This window comes from Ottowia sp. (genome assembly GCF_035444425.1).
Taxonomy (GTDB): domain Bacteria; phylum Pseudomonadota; class Gammaproteobacteria; order Burkholderiales; family Burkholderiaceae_C; genus Ottowia.
This window is the reverse complement of the sequence record NZ_DAOMOQ010000017.1, coordinates 53,730-68,702: the sequence shown is the minus strand read 5'-3', so window position 1 is coordinate 68,702 and position 14,973 is coordinate 53,730. Positions and strand designations below refer to the sequence as shown.

Below are 14,973 nucleotides of genomic sequence, written 5' to 3'. Positions count from 1 at the left end.
CTCGACGTGCTGGCCATCACCGGCACCAACGGCAAGACCTCGTCGGCCTGGTGGCTGGCCTGGGCATTGGACCAACTCGAGGCGCAGGGCCTGGCGCCGAGCGCGCTGGTGGGCACGCTGGGCGTCGGACGGCCCGATGAACTGGAATACACCGGCCTGACCACGCCGGATCCGGTGCTGCTGCAGCGCCGCCTGCGCGAGTTCGTCGATGGCGGCGTGAAGAGCTGCGTGATGGAGGCCTCGTCGATCGGCATCGCCGAGCACCGGCTCGATGGCACGCAGATCCGGGTCGCGGTGTTCACCAACTTCACCCAGGACCATCTCGACTACCACGGCAGCATGGAGGCCTACTGGGCCGCCAAGGCGTCGCTGTTCGACTGGCCCAGCCTGCAGGCGGCGGTGATCAACGTCGACGATCCGCGCGGCGCCTGGCTGGTCGACCAGGCCTGCGGCCGGGGGCTGGATGTGTGGACGGTGTCGCTGCGCCAAGCCGCGCGGCTGCAGGCTGAGGCGGTGCGCTACGACGCGCGCGGGCTGTGCTGGACGCTGCGCGAAGGCGCCGAGGCGGTGGCGATGTCGAGCCGCATGGTGGGTGAATACAACGTCGCCAACCTGCTCGGCGTCGTCGGTGCGCTGCGCGCGCTCGGCGTGTCGCTGACGGATGCCGCCGCGGCCTGCGCCGAACTGCCGCCGGTGCCGGGCCGGATGGAGCGCATCGAGCAGCCCGGCGGGCCGCTGGCAGTGATCGACTACGCCCACACGCCCGACGCACTGGACAAGGTGCTGGCCGCGCTGCGGCCCTTCTCCCAGCAGCGCGGCGGCCAACTGTGGTGCGTGTTCGGCTGCGGCGGCAACCGCGATGCGCGCAAGCGCCCGCTGATGGCCGCCGCCGCGCAGGCCGGCGCCGACCGGATCGTTATCACCAGCGACAATCCGCGCGACGAAGATCCCCAGGCCATCATCGAGGCCATCCGCGCCGGCATCACGCGCGCCGACGGCGTGCTGATCGAGCCCGACCGGGCGCGGGCGATCCATGCCGCGCTGACGCAGGCCGATGCGCGCGATCTGGTGCTGATCGCCGGCAAGGGCCATGAGGACTATCAGGAAACGCATGGCGAGCGCCGGCCCTTTTCCGACCAGGCGCAGGCACGCGAGGGGCTGATGGCCCGCGCACGGCGTACGGAGGCGGCCGCATGAGCGGCATGCAACTCAGTCTGGCCGATGCCGCCAAGCTCCTGACCGGGACGCGGGTGGTGGGCGATGCCGCGGTGACGATGGCGCGCGTGCACTCCGACACGCGCACGCTGCAGCCGGGCGACCTGTTCGTCGCGCTCAAGGGCGAGCGCTTCGATGCCGCCGAGTTCCTGCCGCAGGCGCGCGAGCAGGGCGCGGCCGCCGTGCTGTGCGATGCGCGTGCCGAACAGCAACTGCGCGCGTCCGGCCTGCCGGGCATCCTGGTGCCGGATGCGAAGCTGGCGCTGGGCGAACTGGCACGCGGCTGGCGTCAGCGCTTCGGCGGCCCGCTGATCGCCGTCACCGGCAGCAACGGCAAGACCACGGTCACGCAGATGCTGGCTGCGGTGCTGCGCGCCTGGCAGGGCGAGGGCGCGCTGGCGACCGAGGGCAATCTGAACAACGACATCGGCCTGCCATTGACGCTGCTGCGCCTGCGGCCGGCGCATCGCGCCGCGGTGGTCGAGCTGGGCATGAACCACCCGGGCGAGATCGCCTACCTGGCGGGTATCGCCCGGCCGACCGTGGCGCTGGTCAACAACGCGCAGCGTGAACATCAGGAATTCATGAGCAGTGTGGAAGCGGTGGCGCGCGAGAACGGCGCCGTGCTGGAAGGCCTTGGCGCCGACGGAGTGGCGGTGTTTCCCGCCGACGACGAGTACCAGGGCGTGTGGCAGCAGCAGGCCGGCGCGCGCACCCAGTTGCGGTTCGGCGACGTCGCCGCCGGCGCTGCGGTGAGTGCGACCGAAGCAGTCTGGCAGCTCGACCACTGGCAGGTCGAGGCGCAGACGCCGGCGGGCGCGCTGACGTTTCCGCTGCACATCGCCGGCCGCCACAACGTGCGCAACGCGCTGGCGGCGATCGCCTGCGCCAGCGCCGCCGGCGTGCCGATCGAGTTCATCGAGCGCGGCCTGGGCGAGTTCCGCCCGGTCAGCGGGCGCTGCCGTTCGCTGCTGCTGCGCCAGCGCGGCCGCGCCATCACGCTGGTCGACGACAGCTACAACGCCAACCCGGATTCGGTGCGCGCCATCATCGACGTGCTGGCCGAGCTGCCGGGGCCGCGTCTGCTGGTGCTGGGCGACATGGGCGAGGTCGGCGAGCAGGGGCCGGCCTTTCATGCCGAGGTCGGCGCCTATGCGCGCGAGCGCGGCGTCGAGCGCCTGCTGGCGCACGGTCCGCTGGCGATCCATGCCGCCATGGCTTTCGGCGGCGGGCGCCACTACGACAGCATGGAAGCCTTGCTGGATGCCGTGCGCACCAACCTGGCCAAGTGCGCATCGATTGCCGTCAAGGGCTCGCGCTTCATGCGCATGGAGCGCGTGGTGGAGGCCTTGACGGCGGGCGCGCCGACGGAAGCGGAGGGCGCCCATGCTGCCTAGCCTGGCTCAGTGGTTGCAGGCGCTGTCGCCAGAATTCGGCTTCTTCCGCGTGTTCCAGTACATCACCTTCCGCGCCGTGATGGCGGCCATGACCGCGCTGGTGATCGGCGTCATCGCCGGGCCGTGGGTGATCCGCCGCCTGACCGAGCTGAAGATCGGCCAGCCGGTGCGCGGCTATGCGATGGAGACGCATTTGTCCAAGAGCGGCACGCCGACCATGGGTGGCGTGCTGATCCTGCTGTCGATCGCCATCTCGACGCTGCTGTGGTTCGACTGGTCGAACCGCTTCGTCTGGATCGTGTTGCTGGTCACCTTCGGCTTCGGCGCCATCGGCTGGGTCGACGACTGGCGCAAGGTGGTCAACAAGGACCCGGAAGGCATGCGCTCGCGCGAGAAGTACTTCTGGCAGTCGCTGATCGGGCTGGCGGCGGCGCTGTACCTGGTGTTCAGCATCTCGGAGGTCTCGAACGCGCGCGTGTGGGAGCTGTTCGTCAACTGGGTGTCGTCGGGCTTCACCATCGACCTGCCGCCGGCCGCCGGCCTGCTGGTGCCCTTCTTCAAGGAAATCAGCTACCCGCTCGGCGTGCTGGGTTTCGTGATCCTGAGCTACCTGGTGATCGTCGGTTCCAGCAACGCCGTCAACCTGACCGACGGCCTGGACGGCCTGGCCATCATGCCGGTCATCATGGTCGGCTCGGCACTGGGCATCTTCGCCTACGTCACCGGCAGCTCGGTGTATTCGAAGTACCTGCTGTTCCCGCATATTCCCGGCACCGGCGAGCTGCTGATCTTCTGCGCCGCGATGGCCGGCGCCGGCCTGGCCTTCCTGTGGTTCAACGCGCACCCGGCGCAGGTGTTCATGGGCGATGTCGGCGCGCTCGCGCTGGGCGGCGCCCTGGGCACCATCGCCGTCATCGTGCGGCAGGAGATCGTGCTGGCCATCATGGGTGGCGTGTTCGTCGCCGAGGCGATCTCGGTGATGCTGCAGGTCAGCTGGTTCAAGTACACCAAGCGCCGCTACGGCGAGGGCCGCCGCCTGCTGCGCATGGCGCCGCTGCACCACCACTTCGAGAAGACCGGCTGGGCCGAGACCCAGGTCGTGGTGCGTTTCTGGATCATCACCATGCTGCTGTGCCTGGTGGGCCTGTCTTCTCTGAAGCTGAGGTGAGGCGGTGATGCAGCTGAGCGGTCTTCACGTGCTGGTGCTGGGGCTGGGCACTTCCGGCCTGGCGATGGCACGCTGGTGCGCGGCGCAGGGCGCGCGCGTCACCGTCGCCGACACCCGCGAGACGCCGCCGCAACTGGGCGCGCTGCGCCAGCATCTGCCCGAGGCGCGCTTCGTCGCCGGCCCGCTGGATGCCAGCCTGATGGATGATGCCTCGCTGCGCCTGGTCTGCCGCAGCCCCGGCCTGCCGCCGGCCGAGATCGCTGCCGTGCTGCAGGCCGCAAGTGAGCGCGGCCTGCCGGTGCTGGGCGAGCTGGACCTGTTCGTGCAGGCGCTGGCGGCACTGAAGCAGGCGCGTGACTACGCGCCGGTGCTGCTGGCGGTGACCGGCACCAACGGCAAGACCACGGTGACTTCGCTGACCGGGCAGCTGATCGAGCGCGCCGGCAAGAGCGTAGCGGTGGCCGGCAACATCGGTCCGGCGCTGCTCGACACGCTGCAGGCGCAGCTCGACACCGAGACGCTGCCGGAAGTCTGGGTGCTGGAGCTGTCGAGCTTCCAGCTTGCCGCCGCTGGCGACTTCGAGCCGGCCGCTGCCACGGTGCTCAACATCAGCCAGGACCACCTCGACTGGCACGGCGACATGGCGGCCTACGCGGCGGCCAAGGCCAAGGTGTTCGGCCAGCACGGCGTGATGCTGCTGAATCGCGACGATCCGCGGGTCTGGGCGCTGCGCCCGCAGCCGCCGGCCAGGCCGATCAAGGGGCCGAAGCCGCCACCACGCCAGGTCATCAGCTTCGGCGCCGACCTGCCGACCGAGCCGGGCGACTTCGGCATCGAGGTGGTGGCCGGCATGGCCTGGCTGGTGCGGGCGCTGGAGAGCGACGACACCCAGCGCCGGCGCAAGGATCCGGCCGAGGAACTGCACCTGCAACGCCTGATGCCGGCCGATGCGCTGCGCATCCGCGGCCGCCACAACGCCGTCAACGCGCTGGCCGCGCTGGCGCTGGCCAGCTGCGCCGGCTGCGCGCTGGCGCCAATGCTGTACGGTCTGCGCGAATACCGCGGCGAGCCGCACCGGGTCGAGTCGATCGGCGTGCTGGACGGTGTCGAGTACTTCGACGACAGCAAGGGCACCAATGTCGGCGCCACCGTGGCGGCGCTGCAGGGCCTGGGCGCCGAGCGCAAGCTGGTGGTGATCCTGGGCGGCGACGGCAAGGGCCAGGACTTCGCGCCGCTGGCCGAACCGGTGGCGCGCTTCGCCCGCGCGGTGCTGCTGATCGGGCGCGACGCGCCGCAGATCCGCGCCGCGCTGGCCGATGCCGGCGTGCCGCTGCACGACGCGCCGACGCTGGAGGATGCGGTCGGCCAGGCGCGTGAGCGCGCCCACGCCGGCGATGCGGTGCTGCTGTCGCCGGCCTGCGCCAGCTTCGACATGTTCCGCAACTACCCGCACCGCGCCGAGGTGTTCCGCGCGGCCGTGCGCGCGCTGGCGCACGCGCAAGGCACCGAGATGGAGCTGCTGTCATGAGCGCGGCCACCGAGCTGCTGAAGAAACCGATGGCCAGCCGCCGGCGCCGCAAGGTCGCAGCGCCGGCTGACGAGCTGCCGGTGCGCATCGGCGGCATGGAATACGCCCGCACCACCAGCACGCCGACGCGCCTGCTGGGCTTCGATCAGGCGCTGATCTGGGTCTGCGTGGCGCTGCTCGCCTGGGGCCTGGTGATGGTGTATTCGGCCAGCATCGCGTTGCCGGACAACCCGCGCTTCGGCCGCTACTCGCCGCACTTCTTCGTCACCCGGCACGCGATGTGGATCTTCCTGTCCTTCATCATCGCGCTGCTGGCCTTCCAGGTGCCAATGAACTGGTGGGAGAAGGCGGCGCCCTGGCTGTTCGTCGGCTCGCTCGGCCTGCTGATCGCGGTCCTGATTCCGCAGGTCGGCATGGTGGTCAACGGCGCGCGGCGCTGGATCTCGCTCGGGCCGATCAACTTCCAGCCGTCCGAGATCGCCAAGATCGCCGTGCTGCTGTACGCGGCCGACTACATGGTGCGCAAGATGGAGGTGAAGGAGCACTTCTTCCGCGCCGTGGCGCCGATCGGCGTGGCGGTCGGGGTGGTCGGCTCGCTGCTGTTGGCGCAGCCCGACATGGGTGCGTTTCTGGTGATCGCGGTGATCGCCATGGGCATCCTGTTCCTGGGCGGCGTCAACGCGCGCATGTTCTTCCTGATCGCAGCGGTGCTGGTGGTGGCCTTCGCGGTCATGATCTGGTCCTCGCCCTGGCGGCGCGAGCGCATCTTTGCCTACCTCGATCCCTGGAGCGAGGAGCACGCGCTGGGCAAGGGCTACCAGCTGTCGCACGCGCTGATCGCGATCGGCCGCGGCGAGGTGTTTGGGGTTGGCCTGGGCGGCAGCATCGAGAAGCTGCACTGGCTGCCCGAGGCGCACACCGACTTCCTGACCGCCATCATCGGCGAGGAGTTCGGCCTGATCGGCCTGCTGGCCGTGATCTTCCTGTTCTTCTGGCTGACGCGGCGCATCATGGTGATCGGCCGCCAGGCGATTGCGCTGGACCGGGTGTTCTCCGGCCTGGTGGCGCAGGGCATCGGCCTGTGGCTGGGCTTCCAGGCCTTCATCAACATCGGCGTCAACCTGGGTGCGCTGCCGACCAAGGGCCTGACGCTGCCCTTCATGAGCTACGGCGGCTCGGCCATCATGGCCAACCTGATCGCCATCGCGATCGTGCTGCGGGTCGACGTCGAGAGCCGGCAGCTGATGCGTGGGGGCCGTACATGACGACCAAATGCGCGTTGGTGATGGCTGGCGGCACCGGCGGCCACATCTTCCCCGGCCTGGCGGTGGCCGATGGCCTGCGTGAGCGCGGCTGGCGCGTGCACTGGCTGGGCGCGCCGGGCAGCATGGAGCAACAGCTGGTGCCGCCGCGCGGCTACGCCTTTGAGCCGGTCGAGTTCGGCGGCGTGCGCGGCAAGGGCGCGCTGACGCTGGTGCTGCTGCCGCTGCGGCTGCTGAAGGCCTTCGGCCAGAGCATCGGCGTGATCCGCCGTGTCAAGCCGGACGTGCTGGTGGCCTTCGGCGGCTACATCACCTTTCCCGGCGGGCTGATGGGCGTGGCGCTGGGCAAGCCGCTGGTGCTGCACGAGCAGAACTCGGTCGCCGGCATGGCCAACAAGGTGCTGGCCGGCATCGCCGACCGCGTGTTCACCGCATTTCCGGACGTGCTGCCGAAGGCGCGCAAGGTGCAATGGGTCGGCAACCCGCTGCGCGCGGCCTTCACGCAGTTCCCGGCGCCGGCCGAGCGCTTCGCCGGCCGCAGCGGGCCGCTGCGTCTGCTGGTGGTCGGCGGCAGCCTGGGCGCGCAGGCACTGAACGAGGTGGTGCCGAAGGCCTTGGCGCTGCTGCCACCGGCCGAGCGTCCGCTGGTGTTGCACCAGAGCGGTGCGAAACAGATCGACGCGCTGCGCGCCAACTACCAGGCGGCCGGTGTCGAGGCCGAGTTGGTGCCTTTCATCGACGACATGGCGCAGGTCTACGCTGAGGCCGACCTGGTGATCTGCCGCGCCGGTGCCACCACGGTGAGCGAGATTGCAGCCATCGGCGCGGCGGCGCTGTTCGTGCCGTTCCCGCACGCGGTCGACGACCACCAGACCACCAACGCGAAGTTCCTGGTCGACCGCGACGCGGGCTGGCTGATCCAGCAGCGCGACCTGAGCGCCGAGCAGCTGGCGCAGCTGTTGCGCCAGGCCGACCGGGCGACGCTCGCCGAGGTCGCGGGCAAGGCCAGGCAGTTGCAGAAGACCAGCGCCACCGACGACATCGTGGCGGCCTGCGAGGAGCTGGCGCGATGAAGCACGCCATCCAGCACATCCACTTCGTCGGCGTCGGCGGCTCCGGCATGAGCGGCATCGCCGAGGTGCTGCACAACCTGGGCTACACCATTTCCGGTTCGGATCTGGCCGACAGCGCCACGCTGCGCCGGCTGGCGAGCCTGGGCATCCGGACCTTCGTCGGCCATGCGGCGGCGCACATCGAGCACGCCGACGCGGTGGTGATCTCGACCGCGGTCAAGCCCGACAACCCCGAGGTGCTGGCAGCGCGCGAGCAGCGCATCCCGGTGGTGCCGCGCGCCACCATGCTGGCCGAGCTGATGCGGCTGAAGAAGGGCATCGCCATCGCCGGCACGCACGGCAAGACCACCACCACCAGCCTGGTGGCCAGCGTGCTGGCCGAGGGCAGGCTCGACCCGACCTTCGTCATCGGCGGGCGCCTCAACAGCGCCGGCGCCAATGCGCGCCTGGGCTCGGGCGAGTACATCGTGGCCGAGGCCGACGAGTCGGACGCCTCGTTCCTGAACCTGCTGCCGGTGATGGCGGTCGTCACCAACATCGACGCCGACCACATGGAGACCTATGGCCATGACTTCGGCCGGCTCAAGCAGGCCTTCGTCGATTTCCTGCAGCGCCTGCCGTTCTACGGCACCGCCATCCTGTGCCTGGAAAGCCCGGCAGTGCGCGAGCTGATGGCCGAGGTGACCTGCCCGGTGCTGAGCTACGGCTTCGGCGAGGACGCGCAGCTGCGCGCCGTTGACGTGCGCGCGGTCGGTGCGCAGATGCACTTCACGGTGCAGCGGCGCCAGGGCGAGCAGTCGTCCGAACTGCCGGTGGTGCTCAATCTGCCTGGCGAGCACAACGTGCTGAATGCGCTGTCGGCGATCGCGGTGGCGGCCAAGCTGGGGATTCCCGACGCGGCGCTGCTGAAGGCGCTGGCCGACTTCCGCGGTGTCGGCCGGCGCTTCCAGTCCTACGGCGAGCTGCCGGCCGAAGGCGGCGGCAGCTTCACCGTCATCGACGACTACGGGCATCACCCGGTCGAGATGGCGGCCACGCTGGCGGCGGCGCGCGGTGCCTTCCCGGGCCGGCGCCTGGTGCTGGTGTTCCAGCCGCACCGCTACAGCCGCACGCGCGACTGCTTCGAGGATTTCGTCAAGGTGATCGGCAGCGCCGACCACGTGGTGTTGACCGAGGTCTACGCCGCCGGCGAGGAGCCGATCGTAGCCGCCGACGGCCGCTCGCTGGCGCGCGCGCTGCGCGTGGCGGGCCGGGTCGAGCCGGTGTTCGTCGACGACCTGGCCGAGCTGCCGGCGCTGCTGGCACGGCAGGCGCGGGACGGCGACGTGGTGATGTGCATGGGCGCCGGTTCGATCGGCGGCATCCCGGCCCGGCTGGTCGAGCTGCTGCAGGAGCCAGCGCATGAACGGAGTTGATCGGGGCAACATGAAGCAGCAAGGCGTTGATTACGGCAAGGTGGCGGTGCTGATGGGTGGTCGCTCGGCCGAGCGCGAGGTGTCGCTGATGTCCGGCGGCGGCGTGCTCGAGGCGCTGCGTGCGCGCGGCGTCGATGCGCACGCCTTCGATCCGGCCGAGCAGCCGATGGACGAGCTCAAGCGGCAGGGCTTCGCGCGCTGCTTCATCGCGCTGCACGGCCGCTACGGCGAGGACGGCACGGTGCAGGGCGCGCTGGAGCTGCTCGGCATCCCCTACACCGGCGCCGGCGTGATGGCCTCCAGCATGGCGATCGACAAGGTGATGACCAAGCGCGTCTGGATGGCTGAGGGCCTGCCGACGCCCCGCTACGTGCTGCTGCACCGCGGTGAGTACAGCGCCGAGCGCGTGCACGCGATCACCACCGCGCTGGGCCTGCCGCTGATCGTCAAGCCGGTGCGCGAGGGCTCGTCGCTGGGCCTGACCAAGGTCACCAGCGAAGACCAGATGGAGGCCGCGCTGCAGGATGCCGCCGCGCTGGATGCCGACATCCTGTGCGAGGAGTTCATCGCCGGCGACGAGGTGACCTGCCCGGTGCTGGGCGAGCGCGGCGACGCGCGCGCGCTGCCGGTGATCCACATCGTCGCGCCGGGCGGCAACTACGACTACCAGAACAAGTACTTCAGCGACGACACCGAATACCGCGTGCCCTGCGATCTGCCGCCGGGCGAGGAGGCGGCGATCCAGGAACTGGTGGTGAAGGCCTACCGCGTGCTGGGCTGCCGCGGCTGGGGCCGGCTGGACGTCATGATTGATGCCGCCACGCGCAAGCCCTACCTGCTCGAGCTCAACACCTCGCCCGGAATGACCGGCCATTCGCTGGTGCCGATGGCGGCGCGCGCGGCCGGCATCAGCTACGAGGAGCTGTGCCTGCAGCTGCTGGCCGGCGCCTCGCTCGACTACGCCGGCGCGCGGGAGGGCGGCGCATGACGCACGAGTTGCCGGTGCCGGTGGATGTCAGGCTGATGAACCTGACCACCTCGCTGCTGGTCACCGCGCTGGTGCTGGGCTGCGTGATCGCCGGCCTGTGGTGGGCGATCCGCAACCCGGCATTCGCGTTCACGCAGATCACGGTGGGCGGCGACACGGCGCACCACAGCGCGGCCAGCCTGCGCGCCGGCGTGGCGCCGCGCCTGCAGGGCAACTTCTTCACCATGGACCTGGCGGCGGCGCAGGCGGCGTTCCAGTCGGCGCCCTGGGTACGCCGCGCGCAGGTGCAGCGCGAGTTCCCGAACCAGCTGCACGTCACGCTGCAGGAACACGAGGCGGTGGCTTACTGGGGCGAGGGCGAGAGCCGCATGATCAACACGCATGGCGAGGTGTTCGACGCCGGCGGCGACGAGGCGCCGGCGCAGGCCATGCCGATGTTGAGCGGACCCGATGGCCAGGCGCGCGAAGTGTTGGCCATGCACCAGCTGCTGAGCCCGCTGGTGGTGCCGCTGAAGGCGCAGATCAGCGAACTGGCGTTGCTGGCGCGCGGCAACTGGCGCGCCGAGCTGGACCAGGGCGCGGTGATCGAGCTGGGCTACGGGCCGGCGCCGGAACTGGCGGCGCGCCTGCGGCAGTTCGTGGCGACGGTGGAGGAAGTGGCGGCGCGGCACCAGCGCACGGTGGATTCGGTGGAGGCGGCCGACTTGCGCCACGTGGGCGGCTACGCGCTGCGCCTGCGCGGCGTCAGCACGGTGCGCGTGGCGCCGCCGGGGCAGCCGGCGAAGCGCTAGGGCAACAAGGCAGGAACAACGAGTGAGGACATGGCAAAAGAGTACAAGGATTTGATCGTCGGCCTCGACATCGGCACCGCCAAGATCATGGTGGTGGTGGGCGAGGTGCTGCCCGGCGGCGACCTCAAGCTCGCCGGCCTCGGCGTGGCGCCCAGCAACGGGCTCAAGCGCGGCGTGGTGGTCAACATCGACGCCACCGTGGCCAGCATCCAGCAGGCGCTCAAGGAAGCCGAGCTGATGGCCGACTGCAAGATCGGCCGCGTCTACACCGGCATCACCGGCAGCCACATCCGCGGCATCAACTCCAGCGGCATGGTGGCGGTGAAGGGCAAGGAGGTGACGCCGATCGACGTCGCGCGCGTGGTCGAGACCGCCAAGGCGATCAACATCTCCAGCGACCAGCGCCTGCTGCTGGTCGAGCCGCAGGAGTTCGTGATCGACGGCCAGGACGTGCGCGAGCCGGTCGGCATGAGCGGCATGCGGCTGGAGGCCAAGGTGCACATCGTCACCGGCGCCCAGAGCGCGGCCGAGAACATCATCAAGTGCGTGCGCCGCTGCGGCCTGGAGGTGGACCAGCTGATGCTGAACCCGCTGGCCTCGGCGCAAGCGGTGCTGACCGACGACGAGCGCGAACTTGGCGTGGCCTGCGTCGACATCGGCGCCGGCACCACCGACGTGGCGATCTTCGCCGGCGGCTCGATCCGCTACACCGCGGTGATCCCGATCGCCGGCGACCTGATCACCAGCGACATCGCTATGGCGCTGCGCACTCCGACCATGGACGCCGAGGACATCAAGGTCGACCACGGCTGTGCCAAGCAGTTGCTGGCCGACGCCGAGACCCAGGTCGAGGTGCCCGGACTGGGCGACCGCACGCCGCGCATGCTGTCGCGCCAGGCGCTGTCCGGCGTGATCGAGCCACGCGTGGAGGAAATTTTCTCGCTGGTGCAGCAGGTGATCCGCGAGTCGGGCTTTGAGGAGGTGCTGTCCTCCGGCGTGGTGCTGACCGGCGGCAGCGCGGTGATGCCGGGCATGGTCGAACTGGGCGAGGACATCTTCCTGAAGCCGGTGCGACGCGGCGTGCCGAAGTATTCGCGCGCGCTGTCCGACATGGTGGCGCAGCCGCGCGCGTCGACCGTGATGGGCCTGATGGAAGAGGCGCGGCTGGGGCGCCTGCGCGGCTTCAAGGCGGCGCAGAAGAACAGCGGCGTGAAGAGTGCCTTCGGCCGGTTCAAGGATTTCATTGTGGGGAACTTCTAAATGACCCCCAGGGCTTTCACATCCCCCCTGAGTCGCCTGCGGCGCCTTCCCCCCGGGGGGACGACGCTGGTGGCCGGTGCAGGTCCGGCCACGGCGTGCTGGCATGGCTTGCTCCGCAGCCCTTCGGTCGGCCTGCTGCGCGGCCAGTGCCAGGAAGTGGAGCGAGGCAAGTCATGACGGATTACAGGCGCAGCACGGGGCCACCGACCTGGGTCCTGAAGGTGAGCGGGTCAGGTCCATGAACAACAACAGCGGCGATTTCGGTTTTTCTTTCCAACCACGGCAACTGCAGGCAGACAAGGAGTACGGCATGAGCATCGAGATGATTGAGACGGACGGTTTTCACAGCGGCACCCAGATCAAGGTGATCGGGGTGGGCGGCGGCGGCGGCAACGCGGTCGACCACATGATCACGCGCCAGGTCCAGGGCGTGGAATTCATCTGCGCCAACACCGACGCGCAGGCGCTGGTGCGCACGCAGGCGGCCAGCACCATCCAGCTGGGTGCCAGCGGGCTGGGCGCCGGCAGCAGGCCGGACAAGGGTCGTGAAGCGGCCGAGGCGGCAGCCGACGACATCCGCCAGGCCATCCGCGGCGCCCACATGCTGTTCATCACCGCCGGCATGGGCGGCGGCACCGGCACCGGCGCGGCGCCGGTCATCGCGCGCATCGCCAAGGACATGGGCATCCTCACCGTCGGCGTGGTCACCAAGCCGTTCGACTGGGAGGGCGGGCGCCGCATGACCAACGCCGAAGCCGGCTTGGCCGAGCTGGAGGCCAACGTCGATTCGCTGGTGGTGGTGCTCAACGAGAAGCTGCTCGAGGTGCTGGGCGACGACATCACCCAGGAAGAGGCCTTTGCGCAGGCCAACGACGTGCTGAAGAACGCCGTCGGCGGCATTGCCGAGATCATCAACGACTACGGTTTCGTCAACGTCGACTTCGAGGACGTGCGCACCGTGATGGGCGAGCCCGGCAAGGCCATGATGGGCACCGCCACCGCCAGCGGCCCCGACCGCGCCCGCATCGCCGCCGAGCAGGCCGTGGCCTGCCCGCTGCTGGAAGGCATCGACCTGTCCGGCGCCAAGGGCGTGCTGGTGCTGGTGACGGCGTCCAAGGGCTCGCTCAAGCTGAACGAGTCGCGCGAGGCCATGAACACCATCCGCGCCTACGCCTCGCCTGATGCGCACGTGATCTTCGGCGCCGCCTACGACGACGACCTGGGCGACGACCTGCGCGTTACCGTGGTCGCCACCGGCCTGTCGCGCCAGGGTGTGCGGCGCCAGCCGATCACCGTGGTGCAGGGCGGCCTGCGCACCGGTACCGACAACCTGCCCTTCATCGCGCCGTCGGCGCCGCATGCAGGCGGCATGGGCGGTGCGCCGCAGCACCAGGATTACGGCAACCTGGCCGTGCCCAGTGTCTGGCGCACCAACCGCACGCAGGCGGCGGCCAAGGTGGATGCGCTGTCCTCGGGCGGCATGGACGACTTCGAGATTCCGGCGTTCTTGCGCAAGCAAGCGGATTAAATAAGGGGCACCCCCCTGAGCGGCTGACGCCGCTTCCCCCCCTCTCCTGCGGGAGGGGGGACGCAGCCAGTGCCCGGCGCAGGTCCGGGCACGGCTGCCGCTGGTTTGGCCTGCTCCGCGGCCATCGGAGCAGGCGCGATAGCCGCTTCTTGATGCTCACCTATTGATAGCTGGTTGGCCTTTCTGCACAGGCGTCAAATGGGTGTGGCACTGGAGCGCAGGGCCATCGGCGAACACCTAGAATACGCCCATGCTTGCGCAACGCACCCTGAAGTCGCTCACGCGCGCGGTCGGCGTCGGCCTGCACAGCGGTGAGCGGGTGGAGCTGACGCTGCGGCCGGCGCCGCCGGACACCGGCATCGTGTTCCGCCGCATCGACCTGCCGGAACCGGTCGACATCCCGGTCGGCGCGTTGGCGGTGACCGACACGCGGCTGGCCTCGACCCTGTCGGCCGGCGACGCCAAGGTGCGCACCGTCGAGCACCTGATGTCGGCCTGCGCCGGGCTGGGGCTCGACAACCTCTACATCGACATCACGGCCGAGGAAGTGCCGATCCTCGACGGCTCGGCCTCGTCCTTCGTCTACCTGCTGCAGAGCGCCGGCATCGAAGTGCAGCAGGCACCGAAGAAGTTCCTGCGCGTCAGGCGCCCGGTCGAGGTGCGCGAGGGCGAAGGCGACCAGCTCAAGTGGGCGCGGCTGGCACCACACCACGGCTTCACGCTCTCGTTCGAGATCGACTTCCAGCACCCGGCGGTCGATTCAACCGGCCAGCAGGTCACGTTCGACATGGGCTCGGGCCGCTACAGCCGCGACATCGCACGCGCCCGCACCTTCGCCTTCAGCAAGGACGTCGAGATGATGCGCGCGCACGGCCTGGCACTCGGCGGCGGGCTGGACAACGCCATCGTCATGGACGACACCAAGGTGCTGAACGCCGACGGCCTGCGCTACGCCGAGGAGTTCGCCAAGCACAAGATCCTGGACGCCATCGGCGACCTGTACTGCGTCGGCAAGCCGATGCTGGGTGCCTACAGCGCGTTCCGCTCCGGCCATGCGCTGAACAACCGCCTGCTGCGCGAGTTGCTGGCCCAGCAGGACGCCTGGGACATCGTCAGCTTCGCCGACGAACGCCAGGCGCCGGCCGGCTTCGCGCAACTGGCGCGCGCCTGGTGACGGCCACGCCGTGGCCATTGCCCGCGCGCTGATCCTGTTGCTGCTGCTGGCGTCGGCCGGCTGCTTCGTGCTGTTCGTCTTCACCAGCGATCCGCGCTACAAGCGCATCGGCTGGGCCATCCTCAAGTGGACCCTGCTGGCGGCGTTCGGCTTCTTCGCCGTGCTGATCGTCGA

The 14,973-nt window shown here is 70.0% G+C and carries 12 protein-coding genes; all 12 read left to right on the top strand.

Annotated features, from left to right (window positions below; translation table 11 throughout):
* Positions 1-1,197, top strand: a 1,197-nt coding sequence (locus PK606_RS08795) for a UDP-N-acetylmuramoyl-L-alanyl-D-glutamate--2,6-diaminopimelate ligase (protein ID WP_324562888.1), incomplete at its 5' end; no start/stop codon positions are given.
* Positions 1,194-2,612 (top strand): UDP-N-acetylmuramoyl-tripeptide--D-alanyl-D-alanine ligase, encoded by a 1,419-nt coding sequence (locus tag PK606_RS08790; protein WP_502920808.1) that lies wholly within the window; start codon positions 1,194-1,196, stop codon positions 2,610-2,612. The genes PK606_RS08795 and PK606_RS08790, both read left to right, overlap by 4 nt.
* Entirely contained in the window at positions 2,602-3,780 is a 1,179-nt protein-coding gene (gene mraY / locus PK606_RS08785) for a phospho-N-acetylmuramoyl-pentapeptide-transferase (RefSeq protein WP_324562886.1), read from the top strand. The genes PK606_RS08790 and mraY overlap by 11 nt, the downstream gene beginning before the upstream one ends.
* A 7-nt stretch (positions 3,781-3,787) precedes the next feature.
* Positions 3,788-5,308 (top strand): UDP-N-acetylmuramoyl-L-alanine--D-glutamate ligase, encoded by a 1,521-nt coding sequence (gene murD / locus PK606_RS08780; protein WP_324562884.1) that lies wholly within the window; start codon positions 3,788-3,790, stop codon positions 5,306-5,308.
* 29 nt (positions 5,309-5,337) lie between these two features.
* Complete coding sequence (gene ftsW / locus PK606_RS08775; protein WP_324562895.1) at positions 5,338-6,573, top strand: putative lipid II flippase FtsW; 1,236 nt, start codon at positions 5,338-5,340, stop codon at positions 6,571-6,573.
* A complete protein-coding gene (gene murG / locus PK606_RS08770; RefSeq protein WP_324562881.1) occupies positions 6,570-7,643 on the top strand; it encodes an undecaprenyldiphospho-muramoylpentapeptide beta-N-acetylglucosaminyltransferase in 1,074 nt (357 codons plus the stop codon). Before ftsW ends, murG begins: the two co-directional genes overlap by 4 nt.
* Positions 7,640-9,058, top strand: coding sequence for a UDP-N-acetylmuramate--L-alanine ligase (murC, locus tag PK606_RS08765; protein ID WP_324562879.1), 1,419 nt, complete (start codon positions 7,640-7,642; stop codon positions 9,056-9,058). The genes murG and murC overlap by 4 nt, the downstream gene beginning before the upstream one ends.
* 10 nt (positions 9,059-9,068) lie before the next feature.
* The gene (locus PK606_RS08760; RefSeq protein ID WP_502920809.1) at positions 9,069-10,046 is read left to right on the top strand and encodes a D-alanine--D-alanine ligase; all 978 of its coding nucleotides are present in this window, start codon (positions 9,069-9,071) and stop codon (positions 10,044-10,046) included.
* The gene (locus PK606_RS08755) at positions 10,043-10,837 is read left to right on the top strand and encodes a cell division protein FtsQ/DivIB (RefSeq protein ID WP_324562873.1); all 795 of its coding nucleotides are present in this window, start codon (positions 10,043-10,045) and stop codon (positions 10,835-10,837) included. The genes PK606_RS08760 and PK606_RS08755 overlap by 4 nt, the downstream gene beginning before the upstream one ends.
* A 30-nt stretch (positions 10,838-10,867) precedes the next feature.
* Positions 10,868-12,097: a cell division protein FtsA gene (gene ftsA / locus PK606_RS08750; protein ID WP_324562871.1), complete on the top strand. Its 1,230-nt coding sequence runs from the start codon at positions 10,868-10,870 to the stop codon at positions 12,095-12,097.
* A gap of 310 nt (positions 12,098-12,407) precedes the next feature.
* Positions 12,408-13,625 (top strand): cell division protein FtsZ, encoded by a 1,218-nt coding sequence (ftsZ, locus tag PK606_RS08745; protein ID WP_324562893.1) that lies wholly within the window; start codon positions 12,408-12,410, stop codon positions 13,623-13,625.
* A gap of 250 nt (positions 13,626-13,875) precedes the next feature.
* Positions 13,876-14,799, top strand: coding sequence for a UDP-3-O-acyl-N-acetylglucosamine deacetylase (gene lpxC / locus PK606_RS08740; protein ID WP_324562868.1), 924 nt, complete (start codon positions 13,876-13,878; stop codon positions 14,797-14,799).
* Positions 14,800-14,973: the final 174 nt, after the last annotated feature.

What these genes read in the sequence shown, in the direction of transcription:
- PK606_RS08755 (WP_324562873.1), top strand. Translation starts at nt 10,043, where the DNA reads ATGACGCACGAGTTGCCGGTGCCGGTGGATGTCAGGCTGATGAACCTG.
- ftsA (WP_324562871.1), top strand. Translation starts at nt 10,868, where the DNA reads ATGGCAAAAGAGTACAAGGATTTGATCGTCGGCCTCGACATCGGCACC.
- murD (WP_324562884.1), top strand. Translation starts at nt 3,788, where the DNA reads ATGCAGCTGAGCGGTCTTCACGTGCTGGTGCTGGGGCTGGGCACTTCC.
- mraY (WP_324562886.1), top strand. Translation starts at nt 2,602, where the DNA reads ATGCTGCCTAGCCTGGCTCAGTGGTTGCAGGCGCTGTCGCCAGAATTC.
- PK606_RS08760 (WP_502920809.1), top strand. Translation starts at nt 9,069, where the DNA reads ATGAAGCAGCAAGGCGTTGATTACGGCAAGGTGGCGGTGCTGATGGGT.
- ftsZ (WP_324562893.1), top strand. Translation starts at nt 12,408, where the DNA reads ATGAGCATCGAGATGATTGAGACGGACGGTTTTCACAGCGGCACCCAG.
- ftsW (WP_324562895.1), top strand. Translation starts at nt 5,338, where the DNA reads ATGGCCAGCCGCCGGCGCCGCAAGGTCGCAGCGCCGGCTGACGAGCTG.
- PK606_RS08790 (WP_502920808.1), top strand. Translation starts at nt 1,194, where the DNA reads ATGAGCGGCATGCAACTCAGTCTGGCCGATGCCGCCAAGCTCCTGACC.
- murC (WP_324562879.1), top strand. Translation starts at nt 7,640, where the DNA reads ATGAAGCACGCCATCCAGCACATCCACTTCGTCGGCGTCGGCGGCTCC.
- murG (WP_324562881.1), top strand. Translation starts at nt 6,570, where the DNA reads ATGACGACCAAATGCGCGTTGGTGATGGCTGGCGGCACCGGCGGCCAC.
- lpxC (WP_324562868.1), top strand. Translation starts at nt 13,876, where the DNA reads ATGCTTGCGCAACGCACCCTGAAGTCGCTCACGCGCGCGGTCGGCGTC.